General features: G+C 64.3%; 14 protein-coding genes and 1 pseudogene. 2 read left to right on the top strand and 13 right to left on the bottom strand.

All coding sequences use genetic code 11. From position 1 onward, the window contains the following. Positions 1-18: 18 nt before the first annotated feature. The 7 genes from APZ15_RS08045 to APZ15_RS08015 all read right to left on the bottom strand — a co-directional run bounded on the left by APZ15_RS08045 (position 19) and on the right by APZ15_RS08015 (position 5,768). A complete protein-coding gene (locus APZ15_RS08045) occupies positions 19-1,308 on the bottom strand; it encodes a dihydroorotase (RefSeq protein ID WP_027788198.1) in 1,290 nt (429 codons plus the stop codon). A gap of 61 nt (positions 1,309-1,369) precedes the next feature. After that, the gene (locus APZ15_RS08040) at positions 1,370-2,401 is read right to left on the bottom strand and encodes an aspartate carbamoyltransferase catalytic subunit (RefSeq protein WP_027788199.1); all 1,032 of its coding nucleotides are present in this window, start codon (positions 2,399-2,401) and stop codon (positions 1,370-1,372) included. Between the two features lie 73 nt (positions 2,402-2,474). Then, a complete protein-coding gene (gene pyrR, locus APZ15_RS08035) occupies positions 2,475-2,987 on the bottom strand; it encodes a bifunctional pyr operon transcriptional regulator/uracil phosphoribosyltransferase PyrR (protein WP_027788200.1) in 513 nt (170 codons plus the stop codon). Next, positions 2,974-3,423: a Holliday junction resolvase RuvX gene (gene ruvX / locus APZ15_RS08030; RefSeq protein WP_027788201.1), complete on the bottom strand. Its 450-nt coding sequence runs from the start codon at positions 3,421-3,423 to the stop codon at positions 2,974-2,976. Before ruvX ends, pyrR begins: the two co-directional genes overlap by 14 nt. After that, a complete protein-coding gene (locus APZ15_RS08025) occupies positions 3,420-3,998 on the bottom strand; it encodes a YqgE/AlgH family protein (protein WP_027788202.1) in 579 nt (192 codons plus the stop codon). Before APZ15_RS08025 ends, ruvX begins: the two co-directional genes overlap by 4 nt. A 194-nt stretch (positions 3,999-4,192) precedes the next feature. Then, positions 4,193-5,494 (bottom strand): FimL-related protein, encoded by a 1,302-nt coding sequence (locus tag APZ15_RS08020; protein WP_027788203.1) that lies wholly within the window; start codon positions 5,492-5,494, stop codon positions 4,193-4,195. Between the two features lie 103 nt (positions 5,495-5,597). After that, entirely contained in the window at positions 5,598-5,768 is a 171-nt protein-coding gene (locus APZ15_RS08015; protein WP_004186709.1) for a rubredoxin, read from the bottom strand. A gap of 254 nt (positions 5,769-6,022) precedes the next feature. Between APZ15_RS08015 and APZ15_RS08010 the strand changes: the two genes are divergently transcribed. After that, on the top strand, positions 6,023-6,889 hold the full coding sequence (locus APZ15_RS08010) for a hydroxymethylpyrimidine/phosphomethylpyrimidine kinase (RefSeq protein ID WP_027788204.1): 867 nt from the start codon (positions 6,023-6,025) through the stop codon (positions 6,887-6,889). Between the two features lie 187 nt (positions 6,890-7,076). Here the strand turns inward: APZ15_RS08010 and groL are convergent, their stop codons facing one another. The 4 genes from groL to APZ15_RS07990 all read right to left on the bottom strand — a co-directional run bounded on the left by groL (position 7,077) and on the right by APZ15_RS07990 (position 10,825). After that, complete coding sequence (groL, locus tag APZ15_RS08005) at positions 7,077-8,717, bottom strand: chaperonin GroEL (protein WP_021163332.1); 1,641 nt, start codon at positions 8,715-8,717, stop codon at positions 7,077-7,079. A 46-nt stretch (positions 8,718-8,763) separates the two neighbouring features. After that, on the bottom strand, positions 8,764-9,057 hold the full coding sequence (groES, locus tag APZ15_RS08000) for a co-chaperone GroES (protein ID WP_011351136.1): 294 nt from the start codon (positions 9,055-9,057) through the stop codon (positions 8,764-8,766). Positions 9,058-9,716: 659 nt separating this feature from the next. Continuing rightward, on the bottom strand, positions 9,717-10,487 hold the full coding sequence (locus APZ15_RS07995; protein WP_027788205.1) for a response regulator transcription factor: 771 nt from the start codon (positions 10,485-10,487) through the stop codon (positions 9,717-9,719). Between the two features lie 140 nt (positions 10,488-10,627). Then, entirely contained in the window at positions 10,628-10,825 is a 198-nt protein-coding gene (locus APZ15_RS07990) for a hypothetical protein (RefSeq protein WP_027788206.1), read from the bottom strand. 204 nt (positions 10,826-11,029) lie between these two features. Between APZ15_RS07990 and APZ15_RS07985 the strand changes: the two genes are divergently transcribed. Then, positions 11,030-11,713 carry a GntR family transcriptional regulator gene (locus APZ15_RS07985; RefSeq protein ID WP_049098221.1) on the top strand — a complete coding sequence of 228 codons (684 nt, stop codon included), beginning with the start codon at positions 11,030-11,032 and terminating at the stop codon, positions 11,711-11,713. A 291-nt stretch (positions 11,714-12,004) separates the two neighbouring features. Here the strand turns inward: APZ15_RS07985 and APZ15_RS07980 are convergent, their stop codons facing one another. Both APZ15_RS07980 and APZ15_RS40795 read right to left on the bottom strand, forming a co-directional pair. Continuing rightward, a complete protein-coding gene (locus tag APZ15_RS07980; protein WP_080982111.1) occupies positions 12,005-12,898 on the bottom strand; it encodes an EAL domain-containing protein in 894 nt (297 codons plus the stop codon). A gap of 4 nt (positions 12,899-12,902) precedes the next feature. Next, a pseudogene (locus tag APZ15_RS40795) lies at positions 12,903-18,107 on the bottom strand (YadA-like family protein); the annotation flags it as partial. Positions 18,108-18,508: the final 401 nt, after the last annotated feature.

Below are 18,508 nucleotides of genomic sequence, written 5' to 3'. Positions count from 1 at the left end.
GCGAAGGTCCGGCGTGGTTCAGGGGCGCTCGAACGCGATCTGTCCGGCGACGAGCGTCGTGCGCACGCAGGCGGGCAGTTCGTAGCCGAGGAACGGCGAGTTGTGGCCCTGGCTCTTCAGCGCACGCGGCTCGACGCGCCAGTGCGCGCGCGGGTCGAACACGCACAGGTCGGCCGCGCCGCCTTCGGCGAGGCGGCCGGCCGGCAGCTGCAGCACGTCGGCCGGCGCGGACGTGATGCGGCGCAGCGCCTGCGCGAGCGGCGTACGCGTTTCGTCCGCCCACTTCAGCGTCAGCGACAGCAGCAGCTCGAGCCCCGTCGCGCCCGGCGTCGCTTCGCCGAACGGCAGCAGCTTCTCGTCGTCGTCGACCGGCGTGTGGTCGGAGCAGATCGCGTCGATCGTCCCGTCGGCGAGCGCCACGCGAATCGCTTCGCGATCGCGCTCGCTGCGCAGCGGCGGATCGAGCCGGAACTGCGAATCGAAGTAGCCGATGTCGACATCGATCAGGTGCACGTGATTCACGCCGACGTCGCACGTCACGGGCAGCCCCTCGGCTTTCGCCGCGCGCACGAGTGCGAGGCCGGCCGCCGACGACAGCCGCGCGAGGTGCACGCGTGCGCCCGTCACGCGCATCAGTTCGAAGATCGTGTGCAGCGCGATCGTCTCGGCCGCAACCGGCACGCCGGACAGCCCGAGCCGCGACGCAAGCGCGCCGCTCGCGGCAACGCCGCCACGGCCGATGAATGCGTCCTGCGGACGCAGCCACGTCGTGTAGCCGTAGGTGCTCGCGTACTGCAGCGCACGCAGCAGCACCTGCGTGTCGCGCACCGGCACGTTGGCATGCGTGAAGCCGACGCAGCCGGACTCGGTCAGCGCGACCATCTCGGTGATCACTTCACCCTTGAGGCCGACCGTCAGCGCGCCGAGCGGATGCACGTTCGCCTGTTGGAGGTTGCGTGCGCGGAACTTGAGCATCTCGACGAGGCCCGGCTCGTCGAGCACGGGGTCGGTATCCGGCGGGCAGACGAGGGTCGTGACGCCGCCCGCGACGGCCGCGGCCATCTCGGACGCGAGCGTCGCCTTGTGCTCGTAGCCCGGCTCGCGCAGCCGCGCGCACAGGTCGACGAGGCCGGGCGCGACGCTCAGGCCCGATGCGTCGATGGTCTTCTCGGCGTTGAAACCGGCCGGCGCGGCGGTGCCAGCGTCGGCAATCGCGGCGACCTTGCCGTCCGCGACGAAAACGTCGGCCTGCCGTTCGGTGCCGGCGACCGGGTCGATCAGCGTGCCGCCTTTGATATGAATCTTCATGCGCTGTCTGTGAATGCGTTGAATGCGTTGAGTGCCTGGATCAGGATGCGCGAAAGCGGGCTCAGTCGCTGTTGCCGGCGACGATGCCCATCACCGCCATCCGCACGGCGATGCCGAACGTGACCTGGTTGAGGATCACCGACTGCGGGCCGTCGGCGACCTGCGAGTCGATCTCGACGCCGCGGTTCATCGGGCCGGGGTGCATCACGATCGCGTCGGGCGCGGCGAGCGCGAGGCGCTCGGGCGTCAGGCCCCAGGTCTTGAAGTACTCCTGCGCCGACGGCAGCAGCGCGCCGCTCATCCGCTCGTTCTGCAGGCGCAGCATGATGATCACGTCGACGCCCTTCAGCCCTTCGTCGAGGTTGTGGAACACCTTCACGCCCATCTGCTCGAGGCCGCCCGGCAGCAGCGTGCGCGGGCCGATCGCGCGCACTTCCGGCACGCCGAGCGTGGTGAGCGCGTGGATGTCGGAGCGGGCGACGCGCGAATGCAGGATGTCGCCGACGATCGCCACGCGCAGCTTCGTGAAGTCGCGCTTGTAGTGACGGATCGTGTACATGTCGAGCAGGCCCTGCGTCGGGTGCGCATGACGGCCGTCGCCCGCGTTGATCACGTGCACGTGCGGTGCGCAGTGCTCGGCGATCAGGTACGGCGCGCCGCTCGACGCGTGACGCACGACGAACAGGTCGGCATGCATCGCCGACAGGTTGTTGATCGTGTCGAGCAGCGATTCGCCCTTGCTCGTCGACGACGCATTGATGTTCAGGTTCAGCACGTCGGCCGACAGGCGCGTCGCGGCGATCTCGAAGGTCGTGCGGGTACGCGTCGAGTTCTCGAAGAACAGGTTGAACACGGACTTGCCGCGCAGCAGCGGCACCTTCTTCACTTCACGGTCCGTCACGCTGACGAACTGCTCGGCCGTATCGAGGATGTGAGTGACGATCGAGCGCGGCAGGCCCTCGATCGACAGCAGGTGCTTCAGCTCGCCGTTTTTCGTGAGCTGCGGATTGCCCTTCAGGAAGCCGTAGCGGAACCGGTCGGGGCTCGCGGCCGCAGCGGGATTGCCGGTGCGGCCAGTGGTGTCGGTGGTCATGGTGTGCGTGATTCCAACTATGCAAACGGGCCGCGGTGCAAACCAGCGGCCCGGGATACGGTTCGCGTGCCGCTCAGGCGCCGTGCGCCTCGACGCGCAGCGTGAACTGCGCGTCGTCGCGCGCGAGCACGAGCGTCGCGCCGGCCGGCACGTCCAGCGTGCCGCCCGCGAAGCGCGCGGCGACCGGCAGCTCGCGGCCGCCGCGATCGGCGAGCACCGCGAGCTCGACCGCGGCCGGACGGCCGTAGTCGAACAGCTCGTTGAGCGCCGCGCGCACGGTGCGCCCGGTATACAACACGTCGTCGACGAGCACGATGCGCGCGCCGTCGATTTCGAACGGCAGCGACGTCGGGCTGGCCTGGCTGTGCAGCCCCTTTTTCGCGTAATCGTCGCGGTGCAGCGCGACGTTCACGACGCCGAACGCCGGCGCGCCGAGATCGAGCGCGAGGCGCTCGGCGAGCCATGCGCCGCCGCTGTGAATGCCGGCGAGCCGCGGGCCGCCCGGTTCGGCGAAAGCCGTGCCGTACGCGGCGCGGATCTGGTCGAGCAGGACGCGGTAAAGCGCCTCGGCGTCAATGGTGCTCATGGTCGGACAATTGATCGAGATACTGTTGAAGGATAACGCGCGCGGCTTCGGCATCGAGCATCTCGGCCCGGGCACGGCCGCGCACGTTGCGCTCGCGCAGCCCGGCCTCGGCTTCGACCGACGAATAACGCTCGTCGACCCAGGTGACGGGCAGCCCGAAGCGGCCGTTCAGCTGGTTGCCGAAGCGCTTCGCCTGCTGCGTCATGTCGTGCGGCGTGCCGTCCGGATGCATCGGCAGGCCGACGACGAGCGCGTCCGGCCGCCATTCGGCCAGCAGGTCGCCGACCGCCTTGAAGCGGTGTTCGCGGTTCAGGTTCTGGATCACGACGAGCGCACGGGCCGAGCGCGTCAGCGCATTGCCGATCGCGACGCCGATACGTTTTTCGCCGTAGTCGAACGCGAGCAGCGTCGCATCGCGCGCGCTCGCGCCACTCATGCGTGCCCTGCTTCGCCGGACAGCATCGACGAACTGACGCCGAGCAGGCCGAGCGCGGCTTCGAAGCGCTCTTCGGCCGGCGTGTCGAACACGATGCGCGGATCGGCTGCAACCGTCAGCCAGCCGTTGCGGGAAATTTCTTCCTCGAGCTGCCCGGCCCCCCAGCCCGCATGCCCGAGCGTCAGCAGGAAGCGTTTCGGGCCGTTGCCGGTCGCGACCGCCTCGAGCACGTCCTTCGACGTGGTCATCTCCAGCCCGCCCTCGACGGACATCGACGAGTTGTAGCTCGCGCCCTCCACCGGTTCATGCAGCACGAAACCGCGCTCGGTCTGGACCGGGCCGCCGAAATACACCGGGATGTGCAGCAGCGGCTCGATGTCGAGCTTCAGGTCGATGCGGTTGAACAACGATTCGAGGTCGATGTCGGTAGGACGATTGATGACGAGGCCGAGCGCACCGCGCTCGCTGTGATCGCAAAGATAGACCACCGTTCCTGAAAACGTCGGATCCGCCATGTTCGGCATGGCGATCAGGAACTGGTTGGTGAGATTGATGCGATCGGAAGGCTTTGACATGGTTTGAATTTTAGCAAAGACGCCGCGGCCTGACCGGGCCGCGATCAACAAGCAACGCCGCGCCGCGCTGGCAACGGCGCGCGCGGATCACACGGCACTCTAACACGCGCGCGGGCGCTGTCGGCAGCGTGTTGCAGGCCCGCGCGGCAAGGGCCGCCGCCGCGTGTTCATCCCCTTGCTCGTCCCCCTGTTCGTCAGGCCCGGCCGAGCGCCGCGCCGAGCGCGCCGGACGCCGCGGTGAGGTCCGGCGGCGCCACGCCGGCGGCGATCTTCAGCAGCGCCGCGCGCAGCATGTCGGACGCGTGGCCGTGCGCATCGAGGCCGCCGTCGGCGAGCGGCACGCCGTGCGCCGCACGCCGCCACGCCAGGCCCAGCGTGTCGGCCAGGAGCGCCGCATGGCCGAGCCCGAGCGCGCATGCGGCCGTACCGACCCGGTAGGCAGCGCCGGACGCGTGCCACGCGGCCCCCGCGTCGGCCGCGGCCGGATCGGCAGCGAGGTCGGCCATCGACGCATCGGCCGTCTGCAGGAAATCCTCATAGGCATGCGCATTGACCGTCACGACGCCAAGCGCGCGGGTCGGCGCGGCGGCAACCGCATCGTGCTCGGCCCGGGCGGCATCGGCCTCCCACAGCGCCTCCGATGCGGGCGTGCCGGCGACGTGCCAGTCGACCGTCAGCCCGTAGTCGTGCAGCACGTCGACGAGTGCGACATCCTCGGCTGCGGCGCCGAACAGCGCGAAATCGCGCCACAGCAGCGCCACCGTCTCGCGCACAAGTTCCGGCGGCGCACTGCGCCGGCCCTGCGCGTGCTCGCCGAGCAGCAGGTTCGTCCGCGCGAGAAAGCGCTTCAGTTCCGGCGCGCCGCTGGCGCGCAGCGCGCGCACGCACGCGGCCGCGAGCCGCCAGAAATCGTAGGGATCGTCGCCCGCCAGCACGGCCAGCATCGCGTCGAGTTCGGCGAGTGCCGCATCGGGCGCGCCGTGTCCCGCGCGCAGCACGCCAAGCAGCGCCTGTTCGTAGCGGGCACGAATCCGGGTCGCAAACGCATCGGGCAACGCGCGCAGCGTGGCCGGCGGCACCGCGCGGCCGACGAGCGCGAGCGCGTCGAGCGGCGCGCTCGCGCGCAGGTCGGCGGCGCTTTGCGCGCGCAAAGCACGGAAATGTTCGAAGAGAACGGGCGAGCAGGCGAGCTCGCGCAGGTTGTGGCGGCCGACGGCCGCGCGGAAATCGCGCAGCGCGGCCCGCCAGCCGGCCGAAGTCGGCTCGACGGCGACGAGCGGCACGGCGGCCGACAACTGCCCCGCGAATCGCGCGGCCGGCAGCCAGCCGGCTTCCGCCAGCACGGCCGCCGCGGCGGACAGCGGCGCGGCCGCGTCGTCGCGACGCTCGAATGCGTCGGTAGCCGCCGCAAGCCACGCGTCGGCCGCGCGCACGGCCCCGCCGCGCGGGTTGGGCAATGCGTCAGGGTGGGGAACGTTCGCCGGTTCGGGCCTCATGCACACGCGCGCCTGTCATCGTCAAGTCGCTCGCGCAGGCCTCGGCGCGCGAGCGCCGGGCCGATGCGAGGCCTGAGCGGTGTGCCGTGGGCCGAGGGTCCGGTCAGATCTGGACCATCTCGAAGTCTTCCTTGCGGGCGCCGCATTCAGGACACGTCCAATTGATCGGGACGTCTTCCCAGCGCGTGCCCGGGGCGATGCCCTCTTCGGGCAGCCCGGCTTCTTCGTCATAAATCCAGCCACAAATCAGGCACATCCAGCTCTTGTATTCCATCTTAAGCCGCGTCGGGAAAGTCGGTAAATTCGGGAGCCATGATGGTACCGTGTCGGGGCCGGACTGCCTAGCAATCGCGCTGGAGTAAGGCGACTACGTTGCGCTGCGCTAAAAAATCCGTCGTGCGGGCCGGATTCCGCCGCATAATGGCTGAAAAGTGCGGCCTGCCGGGCAACACAGGGCCGAAAACGCCCATTTCGCCTCGCCGTCCGCATGTCCGTCGCTTTCCCGTTTTTCTCTTGCCCCATTTTTACATGTCCAGCAACGCCCCTCCGATCGTCCTCACCTTCGGCCTGTCCGATCCCACCGGCGGCTCCGGCCTCCAAGCCGATCTGATGACCCTGGCGAGCATGGGCTGTCACGGCGTGTCCGTCCTGACGGGCTACACGGTGCGCGACTCGGCCGCCTGCGACGAAGTCACCGGCCTTGATCCCGACGTGGTCGCCGCCCAGGCGCGCATGCTGCTCGAAGACATGCCGGTTGCCGCGTTCAAGATCGGCGCGGCGACGCGTGCGGAAGTCGTGAGCGCGATCGCCGAGGTCGTCGCCGACTACGACGGCGTGCCGCTCGTACTCGCGCCGGACTTCACGCTCGACGACGAACACGTGCTCGCCGCCGACGACCTGCGCGAATCGATCGCCGACCTGCTCGCGCCGCAAACCACGCTGCTGGTTGCCGACTACGCGACGCTGATCGCGCTCGCGCAGCCGGACGGCGACGCCGAGGCGCCGAATCTCGACGCAGCCGTGTCGCACCTGCTGTCGCAGGGCTGCGAGTACATCCTGTCGTCCGAGACCGGCTCGCATCGGCTCGTCAACACGCTGTACGGCGAAGAAGGCCAGTTGCGCGAGGACATGTGGGATCGTTCGCCGCATCGGCTGATGGGCATCACCGACACGCTGGGCGCGGCCATCGCGGCACTGCTCGCGAACGGCCAGGAGCCGCCCGAAGCGGTTCGTGAGGCACAGGAATACCTGTACCAGGCCGTGCGTGACGCGTTCCGGCCCGGCATGGGCGCGTATTTGCCCGACCGGTTCTTCTGGGCGCGCAGCAATGAAGACGCGGATACCCCGCCGGCGGTGAAGGTCGACCCGGTGCCGAGGACGTCGCACCGGCATTGAGCCGGACACGGCGGGCACGTCCCGCCGTCGCGGCGAACTCGCAGCGCGATCCTTGCCGCACCCGGCCGTCCCGCGCCCGCCGCCGATTCAACGGCACCAATAAAAAAAGACCCGCATCGCTGCGGGTCTTTTCTTTTGGCTGGAACGCGCATCGCTGCGCGCTCCGGACACCATCGACCGAAGTCGATTACATGTCCATGCCCATGCCGCCCATGCCGCCCGGCATGCCGCCCGGCATCGGTGCGTCTTCCTTCGGCAGTTCGGCAACAGCTGCGTCCGTCGTCAGCAGCAGGCCTGCAACCGAAGCTGCGTTCTGCAGTGCGGTACGCGTGACCTTGGTCGGGTCGACGACGCCGGCTTCGACCATGTCGACGTACTCGCCCGTCGCTGCGTTGTAGCCGTAGTTGCCCGTACCTGCAGCAACTGCCGCCACCACGACGCTGGCTTCTTCGCCGCCGTTCGTGACGATCTGGCGCAGCGGCTCTTCCATTGCGCGCAGCACGATCTTGATGCCGGCGTTCTGGTCGGCGTTCGCGCCGGTCAGGCCTGCGATCGCGGTGCGAGCGCGGATCAGCGCAACGCCGCCACCTGCCACGATGCCTTCTTCCACAGCTGCGCGCGTTGCGTGCAGTGCGTCTTCGACACGTGCCTTCTTTTCCTTCATTTCGACTTCGGTCGCTGCGCCGACCTTGATCACTGCAACACCGCCGGCCAGCTTGGCCACGCGCTCTTGCAGCTTTTCACGGTCGTAGTCCGACGTCGCTTCTTCGATTTGCGCGCGCACTTGCTTCACGCGTGCTTCGATGTTCACGGCTTCGCCTGCGCCGTCGATGATCGTCGTGTTTTCCTTGCCCACTTCGATGCGCTTCGCCTGGCCCAGTTCTGCCAGCGTTGCCTTCTCGAGCGTCAGGCCGGTTTCTTCGGCGATCACTTGGCCGCCCGTCAGGATCGCGATGTCTTCCAGCATCGCCTTGCGACGATCGCCGAAGCCAGGCGCCTTGACCGCAACGGTCTTCAGGATGCCGCGGATGTTGTTCACGACCAGCGTTGCGAGCGCTTCGCCTTCGATGTCTTCCGCGATGATCAGCAGCGGACGGCCAGCCTTCGCGACTTGCTCGAGCACCGGCAGCAGATCACGGATGTTCGACACCTTCTTGTCGTGCAGCAGCACGAACGGGTTGTCGAGGACGGCGACTTGCTTTTCCGGGTTGTTGATGAAGTACGGCGACAGGTAACCGCGGTCGAACTGCATGCCTTCGACGACGTCGAGTTCGTCGGCCAGCGACTTGCCGTCTTCGACGGTGATGACGCCTTCCTTGCCGACCTTGTCCATCGCTTCAGCGATGCGATCGCCGATCGACGTGTCGCTGTTCGCCGAGATCGAGCCGACCTGTGCGATTTCCTTGTTCGTCGTGCACGGCTTGCTGATCTTCTTCAGCTCGTCGACAGCCGCTGCGACTGCCTTGTCGATGCCGCGCTTCAGGTCCATCGGGTTCATGCCCGATGCGACGTACTTCATGCCTTCGCGAACGATCGATTGCGCGAGGACGGTTGCCGTCGTCGTGCCGTCGCCTGCGTTGTCGCTGGTCTTGGAAGCAACTTCCTTGACCATTTGCGCGCCCATGTTCTGGAGCTTGTCCTTCAGCTCGATTTCCTTCGCGACCGACACACCGTCCTTGGTGACCGTCGGGCCGCCGAAGCTGCGCTCGAGCACCACGTTGCGGCCCTTCGGACCCAGCGTGACCTTGACTGCGTTGGCGAGAATGTTCACGCCTTCGACCATCTTCGAACGGGCGGAATCGCCGAATACGACGTCTTTAGCTGCCATCTTCTAACTCCTTGAATTCTTGGGAATATGTACCGTCGGTGGACGCTTACTTGGCGTTGACCACGGCCATGATGTCTTCTTCGCGCATGACCAGCAGTTCGTTGCCGTCGACCTTCACGGTCTGGCCTGCGTACTTGCCGAACAGGACGCGATCGCCGACCTTCACGTCGAGCGCGATCGGGGCGCCCTTGTCGTCACGCTTGCCCGGGCCGACCGCCAGGACTTCGCCCTGATCCGGCTTTTCAGCAGCGGCGTCGGGGATCACGATGCCCGAGGCGGTCTTGGTTTCCTGATCCAGGCGCTTGACGATCACGCGATCGTGCAAAGGACGAAGGTTCATATTCACTCCTCTCTTGACTGAGATTGAAGAACGCTTAGGGAATCTGCCCGGCTTATCGCCCGGCAGAGAATTGTTAGCACTCTCGTGCAGCGAGTGCTAATTATATGGACGGGTTTTGACAAATTCAAGAAGGGGGAATGACGGTTTTTTTCGGGCCGGCGAAGCCCGCTCGACCTCGAACGTTGCTCACCCGAACGTGAACCCAGGGCAACCTCGACGAACCAGGAACACCCCCGATATGTCCTGCAAAAACAATAGCTTGGACATAAACCCGGGCGACAGCCCGAGAAACCGGGAAGACGCCGCGCGCCACTTGCTCGATCCGTCCCCACCGGAAAACCGCACGGCCACGATCCCTCAGGGATATCCCGCGTATCCGGGCAAACCCAGGCAAATTATATGGGGTACGGATACCCCACTGCGCTTGCGGGGAGGAAGCACTGCCCCGCATTCGTCCCCTCTGGACAAGAGAAGTTCATCATCTTGCTGCGCCATGGCTGGCGCACGGAATCGCACAGGACCCGGACGACCCGCCCGTCGACACGTCATGCATCGGATCCACGAAATCGCCGGCGCGAAGCGGGCTGCCCGCGCGATAACCGCCGAGAGCAGCCCGGATCACCTTCACACAATTAGACGGACGAATCTCCCGGAATTGTCTAAACCAGCGCGGAAGCAGGGCTCTCGACAATCGCACGCTGCGGGACCGGGCCGCGGGCCGCAAAATTCTCCGCCATCGAAAAGTCGTCGACCATATCGAGCCGGTAGCCATGCGTATACACGGCACTCAATTGAAGCCCGTTTTCCGGACGAAGCGCCAATTTTTGTCGAAGTCGATAGATATGCGTGTCGAGGCTCCGCGATGTTCCATCGAGCGCTCGCCCCCACGCCAGCGTCGACAGGGAATCCCGGGAAAGCACGCTCCCGATGTTGGTGAACAGGAAATTTGCCAGCGCAAATTCCTTTGCCGTCAAGTCGATGATCTTTCCGTGCACGGCGATTGTGCGCGCCAGCGGGTTCAACACATACGCTCCGACCTCGACCCTGCTGTCGGGTTTCTTGTTGCGGCCATTTCGACGCAACAGCGCGTTGACGCGAGCGGCCAACTCGATCTCGCGGAACGGCTTGCCGATGTACTCGTCGGCTCCTGCGTCCAGCGCGGCGGCAACGTCTGCTTCAAGCGTTCTCGCGGCAAGGAACAAAACGACCGGTTCGTCTCCGACGTTGGCCCGAATCCAGTGCAGCAAATTCAGGCCGTTGGCATCTGGAATTCGCCAATCGAGCACAATGAGTTCGACCCTCTCCTTTTTCAGAAACTGAACAGCCCGCGTGCTATCGCACACCCGGAAAATTTCCTGACCCGACCCGCGCAGCGCCCTTTCAAGGGCCGACGCCTGATCGTGATCCCCTTCCACTAACAAGATACTCATAACACCCCCAGCCTTCGTCGACCCGAATGATTTTCATCGCACTCCAAATCGATCGCCTGAATACACAGGTCTGAACTTATGTCTTGTTTTTGATAATGCCGACCGATTGAAACCAACCTCGCCTCACCCCAACATCAACCTCAAAATCCAGCGATACACGACCTTGCAACCTTGCCCGTCATCAACTTCTCCAAGTACCCGCTGTTCCGTGCCCAACACCAAAGAGCGGCGTCGACGATGCGGATTGGCAGACCGTCGCGAGCCTGCCAGGCAAGCCGGCGCCTGGATTGCCATTTCATGCCGGCCTCGATAGCGAACGACGCGTCGAGCAAACTCATGGCCCGTCCTGGCTTGAAATGGCGCATCCACATACCATGCCACTCAAATGTTACTGACATATCAGTAGGATATCGAGACACCTGCCAGAGATCAAAGGGGGGTAAACCCGTTCCTTGACCTTGCCCTTTTTAAGTCTCGAGTTGAAAACAAGGGGGGACCTGACTAATATGTTAGTGATATTCTTCAGGCAAACACTTAGGCAAATGAACGGACTGACTGGCAGTACCCTGGCCGAACAAGCCCACGATAAACTCGAGGAACTCATCGTCACGCTGGAGCTTGCACCCGGCAGCGTCTGGTCCGAGGCCTCTCTCGCAGAAAAGCTGAATACCGGGAGAACGCCGGTTCGCGAGGCCGCGCAACGACTGGCTGCGTCGCATCTCCTTCAGATCGTTCCACGACACGGCATCATGATCACCGTCCCGAACATTCATGATCAGTTGCTCGTACTCGAAACGCGCCGTGAACTCCAACGCCTCATCGCGCAACGCGCTGCACGGCGGTCATTGCCAGAGGAGCGCGAACAGATCCGCGAAATCGCCAAAAAACTCGACGCGGCAGGCGAATCTCGAGACGTCGTCGCCTACTTGAGATGCGTCTATGCGATCAATCAACTCATCGCGCAGTTTTCACGGAATCGGTTCGCCGCCGAGGCCATCGCGCCGTTACATGCCCTGTCGCGACGCTTTTACTTCATGTATCACAAGCAGCTGGATGATTTGCCGTCGGCGAGCCTGCAGCACACGAGAGTCGCGCGAGCAGTCGCTGCCGGTGACGAGCAGGAAGCCGGACGCTCATCCGATTTGATGATGGACTATATCGACGCATTCACGCGAGATTGCTTTACTCGCGACTTTGAACCGCATCACTCACGCGTATCGGCCTGATCGTACTTTTCGGTTTCGATTCGCGATATCGACTCAAGGTTGCGCCCTGTCCTTTCATGCGTCACATGGCACGTTCGATCCCGCGCCTTCGATGAGTCGAGCCTGCGCCTGTGCCCGGCAAATAATGCGCACGCTCGCTCGTAAGCGAGCCGGTTTTGACGCAACGGCATCATCCCCTGAAGGCATCGCATGGACACCCCGCCCATGTCGACCCGTCACGGAGTGCCACACTCGTCACGCCCTGCCAGGCCGCGGTCAAGTGGATTCCCCCTGAACAACAACGCCCTCGCTTCACCCCGGAATTCCGCATCGTTCGATCAATCGATCCACCTGCTCCTCTCGAACGGGTTCGGAGATGTAGTATCCCTGGCAATCAATCTGCATCATTTCTCTCAGCCACTCGAACTGAGCCCTGGTTTCGACACCCTCCACGACGACGTTCTTCTTCAAGCGGCTCCCAAGCTCGACGAGCGCTTCGACCATCGCTCTCGATTCGGCACTTTCATGAACGTCGCGCATGAAGGATCGATCCAGCTTGAGTGTATCGACAGCCAGGCCATGCAATTTGGTCAACGACCAGCACCCCGAACCAAAATCATCGATCGCAACGCTCGCCCCAAGATCTCGAATCGATGACACGGCCGCGGCAAGTGCCTCTATCGGGCCAGGATCGATGGACTCCGTCAGTTCAATCTGAAAATTCGCGGCACGGACGGCGTAGGAATCCAGAACGAGCGCCAGTCTTCTTGCCATTCCCGGCCGCGTGACTTCATGAGCGGGCAAATTGACGGACAGAGACAAATCGTCATAGCCGAGCGCAGCCCAACCGGCGAGCACGCGCGCGGACTCCTCGACCACATAATCAGTGAATCGGCCTGTCAGATGCGAATCTTCGACGAGGTCAATGAACGCCGCCGGCATCAACACGCCGCGCTCCGGATGCTGCCAACGTATCAATGACTCGAATCCGGACAACAATCCGGTCTGAAGGCGGAGCTTTGGCTGATAAACGAAAAAGAACTCCTTCCGCGCCAATCCACGCTCCGCGTCTTCGACAAGATCATCGGTATTGCAACGCACGGCCGCACCATCCACAGCGATCTCCAATGCACGCACTCGAAATTCCGGTGCCCGCCGATACGCCTTGCTCCCGCTCCGGGCTTTCAGTCGGCCGTGCGCGAACATGCAATTATTTCCACTGATACAGCATGCCGGCGCCGATCACCTTCTGACCGCCGCTGAAGCCGCCGTTGATCGACGCCTTCAGGTTGTCCGTGATGCGCGCCTGCATGTTGACCGCCATCGCCTTCTGGCCGAGGAAGGTCGACGTGCCCACACCCATCCCGAAGTTGGCGTCGCGATCGAGCTGCGGGATCGACGCCATCGCGCCGACGGCTGCGATACCCTGCTTCGCCATCTGGTCGGTCTGCTGCAATTGCGAACCCAGCGAGTTGATCTGCGCCTGCTGGCCCGACAGTGCCGTCGACAACGTCGTCTGCACCTGCGTCAGCTGGTTCACGTTCACCGCGTCGGTGCCTTGCGTACCCGGCGCGACGTTCGTGATCTGGCGCTGCTGCGTGTCGCTGCCGACCGACACCACGTTCGAGCGACCGCCGTCGTTCGAATTCGCGCCGATTGCCACCGAGTTCGAGCCGGCAGTGACGGTTGGTTTGTCGGAGCCGGTGCCGTTCATGTCGGCGGCGACGCCGGCGGTGTTCGTCGTGTTCGTCGTCATCAACGTGGAAAGCTGACTCAACTGGTTGTTGATGTTCGTCACGCCAGTCGACAGCGAGGCCACGCTGTTGTTCGTCGTGCTCAGGCCGGTGGACAGGGAACTGAGACCGGCCGCCGTCGATGTCGACAGCGCGTTGATCGCGGTTGAGGTCGAGGTGGACAGCGCAGACACGTTGCTATTGGTCGAGCTCAGGCCCGTCGACAGCGAGTTGATACCCGTCGAAAGTGATGCGACGTTCGTTGCGGTCGACGTCGACAGGTTGTTGACCGCCTGGTTCGTCGCGTTCAACTGGCTGCCGTTGATCGCGTCCGTGCTGGTGGCCGAGACCTGGCCGGCAGCGACGTTCGTGATCTGGCGTTCCGCGCCCGGCGCACCGACGCTCAGAACGCCCACCGGACTGGTGCCGGCGACCGAGTACGTGACGCCGCCGACCGTGACGCTCGACACCGCGACCGCATTGTCGGTGACCGCGTTCGCACCGAGCGCGATCGAGTTGGCGACGTTCGCGGTGGCGTTCGATCCGAACGCGAGCGCGTTGGTGGCGCTGGCCGTGGCGCCCGAGCCGTAGGCCTGCGCGCCGATGGCGCTGGCCGTGGCCTGGTTGCCGAGTGCGATCGTGTTGTCCGCTGTGGCCTGGCTCGAGTTGCCGAGTGCGAGCGCGCTGTTGCCGGTTGCCGTGCTCGCGTTGCCGAGCGCCACTGCGCCGGTACCGGTCGCCGTGTCGTTCGCACCCATCGCGACTGCGCCGGTACCGGTCGCGACGCTCGGGTCGCCGATCGCGACCGCGCCGTCGCCGCTCGCGGTATTGCCGGAGCCGATCGACACGGCCTTGCCACCTGTTGCCGATGCGCTTTGACCGATCGCGACCGAGCCGTCCGATTGTGCGTTCGAGCCGTAGCCGACCGCGACGCTGCTTGCGCCCGCGGCAGTTGCGGCTACGCCGGCGGCCAGCGAGTAGAGACCGGTCGCCCCGCTGTTGGCGTAGTTCGAGGATTGCGTACCGCCGTCGTTGACGCTGTAGTAGTGCGTTTTCGCGGCTTCGATCGCGGTCGAGGTCGACGTGGACAGCGACGTCATCGAACTGTTGGTCGAACTGAGACCCGTGGACAAGGAGCCGATACCCGTCGACGTCGAGGTGGACAGCGACAGGATCGTGCTGTTCGTGCTGCTCAGGCCGGTGGACAGCGAGCCGATGCTGGTCGAAGTCGACGTGGACAGCGAGGAGATCGAGCTGGTGGCCGATGACAAGCCGGTCGATGTCGAGGTCGACAGGGATGACACCGAGCTGTTGGTCGAGCTCAGGCCGGTCGACAACGAGCTGATGCCCGTCGAAGTCGAGGTGGACAGCGAGGAGATCGAGCTGTTCGCCGACGACAAGCCGGTCGACGTCGAAGTCGACAGCGACGTAATCGAGCTGTTCGCCGACGACAGACCCGTCGACGTCGAGGTCGACAGCGACGACACCGTGCTATCCGTCGAGCTCAGGCCCGTCGACAGCGAGTTGATGCCCGTCGAGGTCGACGTGGACAGCGAGGAGATCGAGCTGTTGGCCGATGACAAACCCGTCGACGTCGAGGTCGACAGCGACGTGATCGAGCTGTTCGCGGACGACAGACCCGTCGAAGTCGAGGTGGACAACGAGGAGATCGAGCTGTTCGCCGACGACAAGCCGGTCGACGTCGAAGTCGACAGCGACGACACCGAGCTATCCGTCGAGCTCAGGCCCGTCGACAACGAGTTGATGCCCGTCGAGGTCGAGGTGGACAGCGAAGAGATCGAGCTGTTGGCCGACGACAGACCGGTCGACGTCGAAGTCGACAGCGACGACACCGAGCTGTTGGTCGAGCTCAGGCCGGTCGACAACGAGCTGATGCCCGTCGAAGTCGAGGTGGACAGCGAGGAGATCGAGCTGTTCGCCGACGACAGACCCGTCGACGTCGAGGTCGACAGCGACGACACCGTGCTATCCGTCGAGCTCAGGCCCGTCGACAGCGAGTTGATGCCCGTCGAGGTCGACGTGGACAGCGAAGAAATCGAGCTATTCGCCGACGACAAGCCCGTCGACGTCGAGGTCGACAGCGACGACACCGTGCTGTCGGTCGAGCTCAGGCCGGTCGACAACGAGTTGATGCCCGTCGAAGTCGAGGTGGACAGCGAAGAAATCGAGCTGTTGGCCGACGACAAGCCCGTCGACGTGGAAGTCGACAGCGACGACACCGAGCTATTGGTCGAGCTCAGGCCGGTCGACAACGAGCTGATACCCGTCGAGGTCGACGTGGACAACGAAGAGATCGAGCTGTTGGCCGATGACAAGCCAGTCGACGTCGAGGTCGACAGCGACGACACCGTGCTATCCGTCGAGCTCAGGCCTGTCGACAGCGAGCTGATACCCGTCGAGGTCGACGTGGACAGCGAGGAGATCGAGCTGGTGGCCGATGACAAGCCGGTCGACGTCGAGGTCGACAGCGACGACACCGTGCTGTCGGTCGAGCTCAGGCCCGTCGACAACGAGTTGATGCCCGTCGAGGTCGACGTGGACAACGAGGAGATCGAGCTGTTGGCCGACGACAAGCCCGTCGACGTGGAAGTCGACAGCGACGACACCGAGCTATTGGTCGAGCTCAGGCCGGTCGACAACGAGCTGATACCCGTCGAGGTCGACGTGGACAACGAAGAGATCGAGCTGTTGGCCGATGACAAGCCAGTCGACGTCGAGGTCGACAGCGACGACACCGTGCTATCCGTCGAGCTCAGGCCTGTCGACAGCGAGCTGATACCCGTCGAGGTCGACGTGGACAGCGAGGAGATCGAGCTGGTGGCCGATGACAAGCCGGTCGACGTCGAGGTCGACAGCGACGACACCGTGCTGTCGGTCGAGCTCAGGCCCGTCGACAACGAGTTGATGCCCGTCGAGGTCGACGTGGACAACGAGGAGATCGAGCTGTTGGCCGATGACAAACCCGTCGACGTCGAGGTCGACAGCGACGTGATCGAGCTGTTCGCGGACGACAAGCCGGTCGACGTGGAAGTCGACAGCGACGACACCGAGCTATCCGTCGAGCTCAGACCGGTCGACAGCGAGTTGATGCCCGTCGAGGTCGACGTGGACAGTGAGGAGATCGAGCTGTTGGCCGACGACAGACCAGTCGACGTCGAAGTCGACAGCGAGCTGATGCCCGTCGAGGTCGACGTGGACAGCGAAGAAATCGAGCTATTCGCCGACGACAAACCCGTTGAAGTCGAGGTGGACAGCGAGCCGATCGAACTGTTGGCAGACGACAAGCCAGTCGACGTCGAGGTCGACAGCGACGTGATCGAGCTGTTCGCGGACGACAGACCCGTCGAGGTCGACGTGGACAGCGAGGAAATCGCGCTATTCGCCGACGACAAGCCCGTCGACGTCGAAGTCGACAGCGACGACACCGAGCTATCCGTCGAGCTCAGACCGGTCGACAGCGAGCTGATCCCCGTCGAGGTCGACGTGGACAACGAAGAAATCGAGCTGTTCGCCGACGACAAGCCAGTCGACGTCGAGGTCGACAGCGACGTAATCGAGCTGTTAGCGGACGACAGACCCGTCGAGGTCGAAGTGGACAACGAGGAGATTGAGCTATTCGCCGACGACAAGCCCGTCGACGTCGAAGTCGACAGCGACGACACCGAGCTATCCGTCGAGCTCAGGCCGGTCGACAGCGAGTTGATGCCCGTCGAGGTCGAGGTGGACAACGAGGAGATCGAGCTATTCGCCGATGACAAGCCAGTCGACGTGGAAGTCGACAGCGACGACACCGAGCTGTTGGTCGAGCTCAGACCGGTCGACAGCGAGCTGATCCCCGTCGAGGTCGACGTGGACAACGAAGAAATCGAGCTGTTCGCCGACGACAAGCCAGTCGACGTCGAGGTCGACAGCGACGTAATCGAGCTGTTAGCGGACGACAGACCCGTCGAGGTCGAAGTGGACAACGAGGAGATTGAGCTATTCGCCGACGACAAGCCGGTCGACGTGGAAGTCGACAGCGACGACACCGAGCTATTGGCCGAGCTCAGGCCGGTCGACAGCGAGCTGATGCCCGTCGAGGTCGAGGTGGACAGCGAGCCGATCGAACTGTTCGCCGACGACAAGCCCGTCGACGTCGAAGTCGACAGCGACGACACCGAGCTATCCGTCGAGCTCAGGCCGGTCGACAGCGAGCTGATGCCCGTCGAGGTCGAGGTGGACAGCGAGCCGATCGAACTGTTCGCCGACGACAGCCCCGTCGACGTCGAAGTCGACAGCGACGACACCGAGCTATTGGCCGAGCTCAGGCCGGTCGACAGCGAGCTGATACCCGTCGAGGTCGAGGTGGACAGCGAGCCGATCGAACTGTTCGCCGACGACAGCCCCGTCGACGTCGAAGTCGACAGCGACGACACCGAGCTATTGGTCGAGCTCAGGCCGGTCGACAACGAGCTGATACCCGTCGAGGTCGAGGTGGACAGCGAAGAAATCGAGCTATTCGCCGACGACAAACCGGTCGAGGTCGACGTGGACAGCGAGCCGATCGAGCTGCTGGCCGACGACAAGCCCGTCGACGTCGACGTCGACAACGACGTCAATTGGGAAAAGTTCACCGCATCGGTCGGATTCGTACCCGGCGCCAAATTCGTGATCTTGTTGTTGTTCAGCGACGTCGTGTTTTTCAGGTTAATAGTGCCGCTCGTACCAGCGTTCAGCGTTATGCCGCTTGGGCCGTACAGTGTAATCGCACCGGTGGGGTTATTTGCGGTCCCCCCGACCAACATGTAGGCATTGGTGCCAGTTACACCGCCGTTGGCACTCGGATTCTCCGAGATGACTACCCCCGAGGTTCCGCTTGCGCAGGCCCCCTCACCGTTGACAGCGTTAACACTCGTTACACTAATGTTCGAACCGCTAATAGACGCCGTGGACGAAGGAGTGCCATTACAATTCTCAATCGCCCCCGCCCACGCCTCGTTGGGCAACATGCCCACGGTCAAGATTCCTGCCACAGCCAGAAATCCCAACACGCCATGCGCAAGCCGCATCGTCGGCACACGGC

Source organism: Burkholderia cepacia ATCC 25416, assembly GCF_001411495.1.
Classification (GTDB): domain Bacteria; phylum Pseudomonadota; class Gammaproteobacteria; order Burkholderiales; family Burkholderiaceae; genus Burkholderia; species Burkholderia cepacia.
This window is presented reverse-complemented; position numbering and strand designations above follow the sequence as displayed.

Excerpts from the sequence above, each read along its gene's own strand:
- APZ15_RS08045 (WP_027788198.1), bottom strand. The coding sequence starts at position 1,308 with ATGAAGATTCATATCAAAGGCGGCACGCTGATCGACCCGGTCGCCGGC.
- APZ15_RS08040 (WP_027788199.1), bottom strand. The coding sequence starts at position 2,401 with ATGACCACCGACACCACTGGCCGCACCGGCAATCCCGCTGCGGCCGCG.
- pyrR (WP_027788200.1), bottom strand. The coding sequence starts at position 2,987 with ATGAGCACCATTGACGCCGAGGCGCTTTACCGCGTCCTGCTCGACCAG.
- ruvX (WP_027788201.1), bottom strand. The coding sequence starts at position 3,423 with ATGAGTGGCGCGAGCGCGCGCGATGCGACGCTGCTCGCGTTCGACTAC.
- APZ15_RS08025 (WP_027788202.1), bottom strand. The coding sequence starts at position 3,998 with ATGTCAAAGCCTTCCGATCGCATCAATCTCACCAACCAGTTCCTGATC.
- APZ15_RS08020 (WP_027788203.1), bottom strand. The coding sequence starts at position 5,494 with ATGAGGCCCGAACCGGCGAACGTTCCCCACCCTGACGCATTGCCCAAC.
- APZ15_RS08015 (WP_004186709.1), bottom strand. The coding sequence starts at position 5,768 with ATGGAATACAAGAGCTGGATGTGCCTGATTTGTGGCTGGATTTATGAC.
- APZ15_RS08010 (WP_027788204.1), top strand. The coding sequence starts at position 6,023 with ATGTCCAGCAACGCCCCTCCGATCGTCCTCACCTTCGGCCTGTCCGAT.
- groL (WP_021163332.1), bottom strand. The coding sequence starts at position 8,717 with ATGGCAGCTAAAGACGTCGTATTCGGCGATTCCGCCCGTTCGAAGATG.
- groES (WP_011351136.1), bottom strand. The coding sequence starts at position 9,057 with ATGAACCTTCGTCCTTTGCACGATCGCGTGATCGTCAAGCGCCTGGAT.
- APZ15_RS07995 (WP_027788205.1), bottom strand. The coding sequence starts at position 10,487 with ATGAGTATCTTGTTAGTGGAAGGGGATCACGATCAGGCGTCGGCCCTT.
- APZ15_RS07990 (WP_027788206.1), bottom strand. The coding sequence starts at position 10,825 with ATGAGTTTGCTCGACGCGTCGTTCGCTATCGAGGCCGGCATGAAATGG.
- APZ15_RS07985 (WP_049098221.1), top strand. The coding sequence starts at position 11,030 with ATGAACGGACTGACTGGCAGTACCCTGGCCGAACAAGCCCACGATAAA.
- APZ15_RS07980 (WP_080982111.1), bottom strand. The coding sequence starts at position 12,898 with ATGTTCGCGCACGGCCGACTGAAAGCCCGGAGCGGGAGCAAGGCGTAT.